The sequence below is a fragment of the Desulfosporosinus sp. BICA1-9 genome (assembly GCF_000802135.1).
In genome coordinates, this window is sequence record NZ_JUEE01000128.1 from 1 (window position 1) to 6,269 (window position 6,269).

The window sequence follows — 6,269 nt, forward strand, 5'->3', positions numbered from 1 at the left end:
GGAGCAGTAGGAGCGACAGGAGCGACCGGAGCAGTAGGAGCGACAGGAGCAACAGGAGCAGTAGGAGCTACAGGAGCCACAGGAGCAGTAGGAGCGACAGGAGCGACCGGAGCAGTAGGAGCGACAGGAGCGACCGGAGCAGTAGGAGCGACAGGCGCAACAGGAGCAGTAGGAGCGACAGGAGCCACAGGAGCAGTAGGAGCGACAGGTGCAACAGGAGCAGTAGGAGCGACAGGTGCAACAGGAGCAGTAGGAGCGACAGGTGCAACCGGGGCAGTAGGAGCGACAGGCGCAACCGGGGCAGTGGGAGCGACAGGTGCAACCGGAGCAGGTTTGGCTGCCTACGGTTATGTATATGATCTTACCGTAGGGGGTCAAGTTGTAGCTGCCGGAGCAGATGTAGTATTTAGCAGTAATGGTCCGCTTGTTAACGAAACCCACGTTGCTGGTACAACCACGGTAACTGTTACACTTGCCGGTGACTATCAGATCGACTATAGCGTAAGCATTACTCTTGGAGTAGGTTCAGAAATAGCTATTGCAGTAGGCGGTGTAGTAGATCCATCCACTCGAATTATTGCGACGGCCGCTACTGGTCCGGTAATTGGTCAGGCAATTCTAACACTTGGAGCGGGTGCTGTCATAACGCTTAATAACCCCTCCGCTACAGCGTTTACAACAACTGGTTCACCTGATGTTGGCGCACAACTGACTATTGATAAATTAGATTAATTCATTTTTAGTCCCTTGGCAAAGCCAAGGGACTTTCCTATACCAAGTCAGGCCTCCATGCCGCTGCGCGGCACCACTGGTGAATGAAAATGGGTTATTTTCAGGCTACAATTTTATATTAAAGCATCACTCTCGGTGTGGTGCGTTTTTAACTTCTATAGTTATTGTATTTTGTTCCATTTAAATCTGCTTGGAATATATATGTAATAACACTATTTTTATATGAGGAGATTGAATGATGGAAGGAAAGCAAATCACAATTAGTCTGTGTATTATTGTTAGAAATGAAGAGAGTACAATTGGTTGCTGTCTTGATTCTGTTAAAGATATTTGTGATGAAATAGTTATTGTTGATACGGGTTCTACCGATCATACCAAAGAGATTGTCGAGAAATATACAGATCGAATCTTTGATTTTACCTGGATAGATGACTTTGCTGCTGCCCGCAATTTTGCATTCAGTCAGGCAAGCATGGAATATATCCTCTGGCTGGATGCTGACGATGTACTAACAACTGAAGATCAAGAAAAATTACGTACGCTTAAGAAAAATCTGGATCCGGCCGTGGATGCTGTGAGTATGCCCTATCATTATGCCTTTGATCAGTTTGGCAATGTTTCCTTTAGCTTTCGGCGAAACCGCTTGGTTAAGCGAAGTAGAAACTTTAAATGGGTAGGGGCAGTACACGAGTATTTAGCAGTAGCGGGAAATATTTTAAACTCAGACATTTGTGTAACACATAAGCGCATAGAAGGTCACAGTTCTGATCGAAACCTGAAAATATTTGAACGAAGAAAAGAAAACGGTGATCCGTTCTCTCCTCGAGATTTGTACTACTATGGCAATGAATTATTCGATCACAAACTTTATCGGCGGGCAATTGAAGTTTGTCAAGACTTCTTAAAGACAGGACAAGGTTGGGTTGAAGATGAAATCTCTGCTTGTGGAAAACTAGCGGACTGTTTTCAAGCGTTAGGAGAATCGGAAAAGCAACTGGAATATATTTACAAATCTTTCGATTATGCCTCACCTAGGGCAGAATTCTGCTGTCGATTAGGTTTTCATTTTCTTAATACGAAACGGTATGAACAAGCAGAATTCTGGTATAAGCTGGCTACTCAATTAGTAAGGCCTGTTGAGAATTCGGGATTCATGACTGAAGCTTGTTGGACATGGTTACCGCATTTGCAGTTGTGCGTTTGCTATGACCGTTTAGGTAAACACGAATTAGCCTATGAGCATAACGAGATCGCCAGGGAGTATAGTCCAGAAAACCCACAGGTTCTGTACAACAAGAAGTATTTTGAGAATCTTATAGGCATAAAATTACCCAAGAAGTAAGAGGGAAAAGTGTTGAGAAGCCGCATTGCGGGTTCTCTGTTTTTGGTTATGTTGCTTTGGCAAAGTTTCTAGCCTTCTTTATTAATATGCAGATGAAACTATGCATAAGCGCACACACAAGGAGGTGAAAGCATAACATAGAGTAGTCCCATTAACACATGTGGTGCTCTCTTAAAAATCAAAAAGAGGAAGGTATTTTTATGCAATGGGTTAAGACTTATGGACTTGATACGCTAATTAGAGACTATGCTGGTTTACCATCGAACGTACCTTTGTTGTGTCACTTTGGTCATGGGTGGTACCCTATAACAGAGGCATATCACCTCGATCTTCTTACTGATAAACCCCTAATGTTAGTTATGAGTAGAAGACGCCTCCAAGCATGGAAAAGATCAAGTAGTATTCCTGCAGCTATTATTGGATCACCTTTTGTACACTACCGGAAATCAAGGAAAATTGAGAAGGATGCAGCTGCTAGCGGAACAATTGCCTTTCCCGCACATTCCACTGAATCGAGAGAAGCAGTATTTGATATAGATAAGTATTGTAAGCAACTACTAAGTCTTCCGATTGAGTATCATCCAATAACGATATGCATAACTTATGTGGATTTAGCAAGAAAGAAGGACGAAATATATAAAAAATATGGGTTCAAAATTGTAACCGCCGGGTCGGCATGGGTGCCAGGATTTGAATTTGTACAAAAATTTTATGAAATTCTTAGAAATCATAAATACGCAACGTCTAATATGGTCGGCTCTTATTCTTTTTATGCTGTAGAAATGGGGATTCCCTTTTTCATCTTTGGGGAGCCAGCAGTTATTGTAGATCAGGGGGTTAAAGAGAGTTGTACTGATTACCCAGCAGGTGCTTTTGCCACAAAGATTTTCCAAGGTCCAACTCAAGTTATTAGTGAGGAGCAAAAGAATTATGTTGAAGAGGAACTTGGCGTCCATGACTGCCTGTCTGGTATCGAACTAAGAGAATTATTAATGGAAAGCAATAATCGAGCCATTGAAACGTATGAAGAATTTTTGAGTACAGGACAGGGTGGGGTTGGAGATAAAATTTCTACTTGCGAAAAACTGGTTAGTTATTTTCAGGAATCCGGAGAAATGGATAAACAACTCAAATACATCTTAAAATCTTTTGAATACGATGCCCCTAGAGCTGAGTTTTGTTGTCACTTAGGATATTTTTTTAATAATAATAAGCAATATGAACTGGGGGTTTTTTGGTATAAATTGGCCACTCAATTAGAAAAACCTGACAATAGTTGGTTGATGTGGGCACCGCATGTTCAACTGTGTCTTTGCTATGATCACTTAGGCAAACATGAGTTGGCCTATGAGCATAATGAGATTGCTAGACGTTACAAACCAGATAACCCCTCGATCTTGCATAATAAGCAATATTTGGAGGGCGTGTTAGGAAAAACAACAAAAGAAAGTTAGATAGGTTGCAAATAATTGTTTCTGTCAAATGAGCCCTTATCCGGAAAGCCAGGTAAGGGCTCATTTGACGCAAGGGTGCAAGCATTGATAATAGTCAGTAACTCAAGAACACACAAACTTAGATGAAAGCATAACATATAATAATCCACACCCTGCAACGGGGACTCAAGCCTTCAAAAGAGGGGACTGTGTTATCGAATGTTCAGCAACAAATCAATATTGATTACTGGAGGAACTGGTTCCTTCGGTAAACAGTACGTTGAAACTATTTTAAAACGCTTTAAACCCAAAAAAATCATTATATACTCGCGAGATGAGCTCAAACAATTCGAAATGCAACAAAAATTTAACGCTCCAGAAATGCGTTATTTTATCGGGGATGTTCGAGATCCGGAACGACTCAGTCAAGCAATGCGGGGGGCGGATTATGTTATCCATGCAGCCGCGCTGAAACAAGTCCCAGCAGCTGAATATAATCCAATGGAGTGTGTCAAGACAAACATCCATGGGGCTCAAAATGTTATTAAAGCTGCAATCGAAAATGAAGTGGAGAAAGTTATCGCGTTGTCGACAGATAAAGCTGCTAATCCCATCAATTTATATGGAGCTACTAAACTTGTATCTGATAAGTTATTTGTTGCCGCAAACAATATTACTGGTGGTCATAGAACGCGTTTTTCGGTCGTGCGGTACGGTAATGTTGTAGGTTCGCGCGGTTCTGTAGTTCCATTCTTTAAAAAATTAATTACTGAAGGTGCCAAGGAAATTCCCGTTACCGATCCGAGGATGTCAAGGTTTTGGATCAGTCTACAAGATGGAGTTAACTTTGTGCTGCGCAACTTCGAACGAATGCAGGGTGGGGAGGTATTCGTGCCCAAAATTCCATCCATGAGAATTACTGACTTAGCCGAAGCCATTGCTCCGGGAATGCCTGTTAAAGTTATAGGTATTCGCCCAGGAGAGAAGCTCCATGAGATTATGGTGCCTGCCGATGACTCTCATTTAACGTTAGAATTTGAGGAGCACTATGTGATTAAGCCTGCCATCAGCTTTACGTATCCTATAGATTATTCGACCGATGTTACTGGAAATAAGGGAAGCCTCGTAGCGCCTGGGTTTGAATACAATTCTGGAACGAACCCAGATTTTCTGACCGTCGAACAGCTAAGGGAGATGAATGAACAATCATGAAATCAATCCCTTACGGAAGACAAGATATTACTCAAGCGGATCTTTTAGCTGTCCAAGAGGTCTTAACCTCCGATTGGTTAACTCAAGGACCGGCTATTGAGCAGTTTGAGAAAAAAGTCGCTGATTACTGTGGAACTAAGTATGCGGTTGCGCTCACCAGTGCTACTGCCGCCTTACACCTTGGCTGCCTAGCCTTGGATTTGGGTTTAAATGAGGTTTTGTGGACCTCGCCGAATACCTTTGTGGCCTCAGCCAATTGTGGACGCTATTGCGGAGCAAAGGTGGACTTTGTCGATATCGATCCTCAGACTTATAACTTGAGCGTTACTGCCTTGGAAGAAAAGCTTGAGCTTGCTAAGCGAAATGGAGAGTTACCGAAGGTCGTAATTCCAGTACATTTTAGTGGACAGTCCTGCGAAATGGAACGAATCGCCGAGTTGGCCAAGCTTTACGGCTTTAAGATTATGGAGGATGCTTCTCACGCCTTAGGCGGACGGTATCAAGGGTCCAATGTCGGCGCCTGTGAATACTCTGACATGACAGTATTTAGTTTTCATCCCGTTAAAATTATTACGACTGGTGAAGGTGGCATGATCCTTACCAATCGAAGAGATCTATATGAGAGGCTTCTCCGATTACGCTCCCATGGAATTACCCGTGATTACGATCTTGTGCGGAGAAATTCTGATGGTCCATGGCATTATCAACAAATTGAACTAGGCTATAATTATCGAATGACTGACATCCAGGCTACATTGGGAATTAGTCAAATGTTGCGGCTAGATAAATTTGTGGCGAGACGAAATATGTTAGCAGAGCGTTATAATAATGCGCTGAAAGATTTACCACTCCTTTTACCTGGGCAAAGCCCTGAAGTATATTCGGCTTATCATTTGTATGTTATTCAACTTAAATTGGATGAGCTGGTTAAATCACGTAAAGAAGTCTTCGGGGAATTAATAAGTGCGGGAATAAATGTAAATGTTCACTATATTCCTGTGCACACTCAACCTTACTATCGTAATCTGGGTTTTAATGAAGGGGACTTTCCACAGGCTGAGAAGTATTATGCAGGGGCTATAACGCTGCCATTATATTATGGTTTGTCTGAAGAAGATCAGGATTATGTCATAAATAAGGTAAATGAGGTTGTAACTCATTCTGAAGAAAGTAGAAATTTCCAAGGGCGTATTTAATGATATATTTGAAAGGCGGTCCTTAATATGGAATATAAGAAGATGTTAAGCAGAATCAAAAGTTTATACTTGGAAAATGCTAATATAATTAAATATTTAAAGGATCTTGATAGTGTCTGTTACAAAAAGCTGAACAGCACCAAACATAAGTTCTTTAAAAATAATTACACCCCTATCCATGGTGTGGTAAAATTAAGGTGACAAAACCAAAATTATCACACAGGAAGAGGTGTAAACCTTGCATATACAGATAGACATGTTCTCACCCCTATATTATAGCACACTTGGTTTTGATGCGGATCTCATTGATTATCTTTCTTTCATTAAAGATGAATATATCCGCTTTCTGTTCCC

4 protein-coding genes and 1 pseudogene are annotated in these 6,269 nt (G+C 41.6%); all 5 read left to right on the forward strand.

Annotation, left to right across the window (positions count from 1 at the left end):
* A pseudogene (locus tag JL57_RS15145) lies at window positions 1–732 on the forward strand (collagen-like protein); the annotation flags it as partial.
* Window positions 733–970: 238 nt separating this feature from the next.
* Window positions 971–2,074, forward strand: a complete 1,104-nt coding sequence (locus JL57_RS15150; RefSeq protein WP_291300134.1) for a glycosyltransferase — start codon at window positions 971–973, stop codon at window positions 2,072–2,074.
* Window positions 2,075–2,274: 200 nt separating this feature from the next.
* Window positions 2,275–3,528 carry a lipopolysaccharide assembly protein LapB gene (locus tag JL57_RS34555; RefSeq protein WP_291300132.1) on the forward strand — a complete coding sequence of 418 codons (1,254 nt, stop codon included), beginning with the start codon at window positions 2,275–2,277 and terminating at the stop codon, window positions 3,526–3,528.
* A gap of 198 nt (window positions 3,529–3,726) precedes the next feature.
* Window positions 3,727–4,719 (forward strand): UDP-N-acetylglucosamine 4,6-dehydratase (inverting), encoded by a 993-nt coding sequence (gene pseB, locus JL57_RS15160; protein ID WP_034142870.1) that lies wholly within the window; start codon window positions 3,727–3,729, stop codon window positions 4,717–4,719.
* Window positions 4,716–5,915 carry a UDP-4-amino-4,6-dideoxy-N-acetyl-beta-L-altrosamine transaminase gene (gene pseC, locus JL57_RS15165; protein WP_291300133.1) on the forward strand — a complete coding sequence of 400 codons (1,200 nt, stop codon included), beginning with the start codon at window positions 4,716–4,718 and terminating at the stop codon, window positions 5,913–5,915. Before pseB ends, pseC begins: the two co-directional genes overlap by 4 nt.
* Window positions 5,916–6,269: the final 354 nt, after the last annotated feature.

Excerpts from the sequence above, each read along its gene's own strand:
- pseC (WP_291300133.1), top strand. The coding sequence starts at position 4,716 with ATGAAATCAATCCCTTACGGAAGACAAGATATTACTCAAGCGGATCTT.
- JL57_RS34555 (WP_291300132.1), top strand. The coding sequence starts at position 2,275 with ATGCAATGGGTTAAGACTTATGGACTTGATACGCTAATTAGAGACTAT.
- JL57_RS15150 (WP_291300134.1), top strand. The coding sequence starts at position 971 with ATGGAAGGAAAGCAAATCACAATTAGTCTGTGTATTATTGTTAGAAAT.
- pseB (WP_034142870.1), top strand. The coding sequence starts at position 3,727 with ATGTTCAGCAACAAATCAATATTGATTACTGGAGGAACTGGTTCCTTC.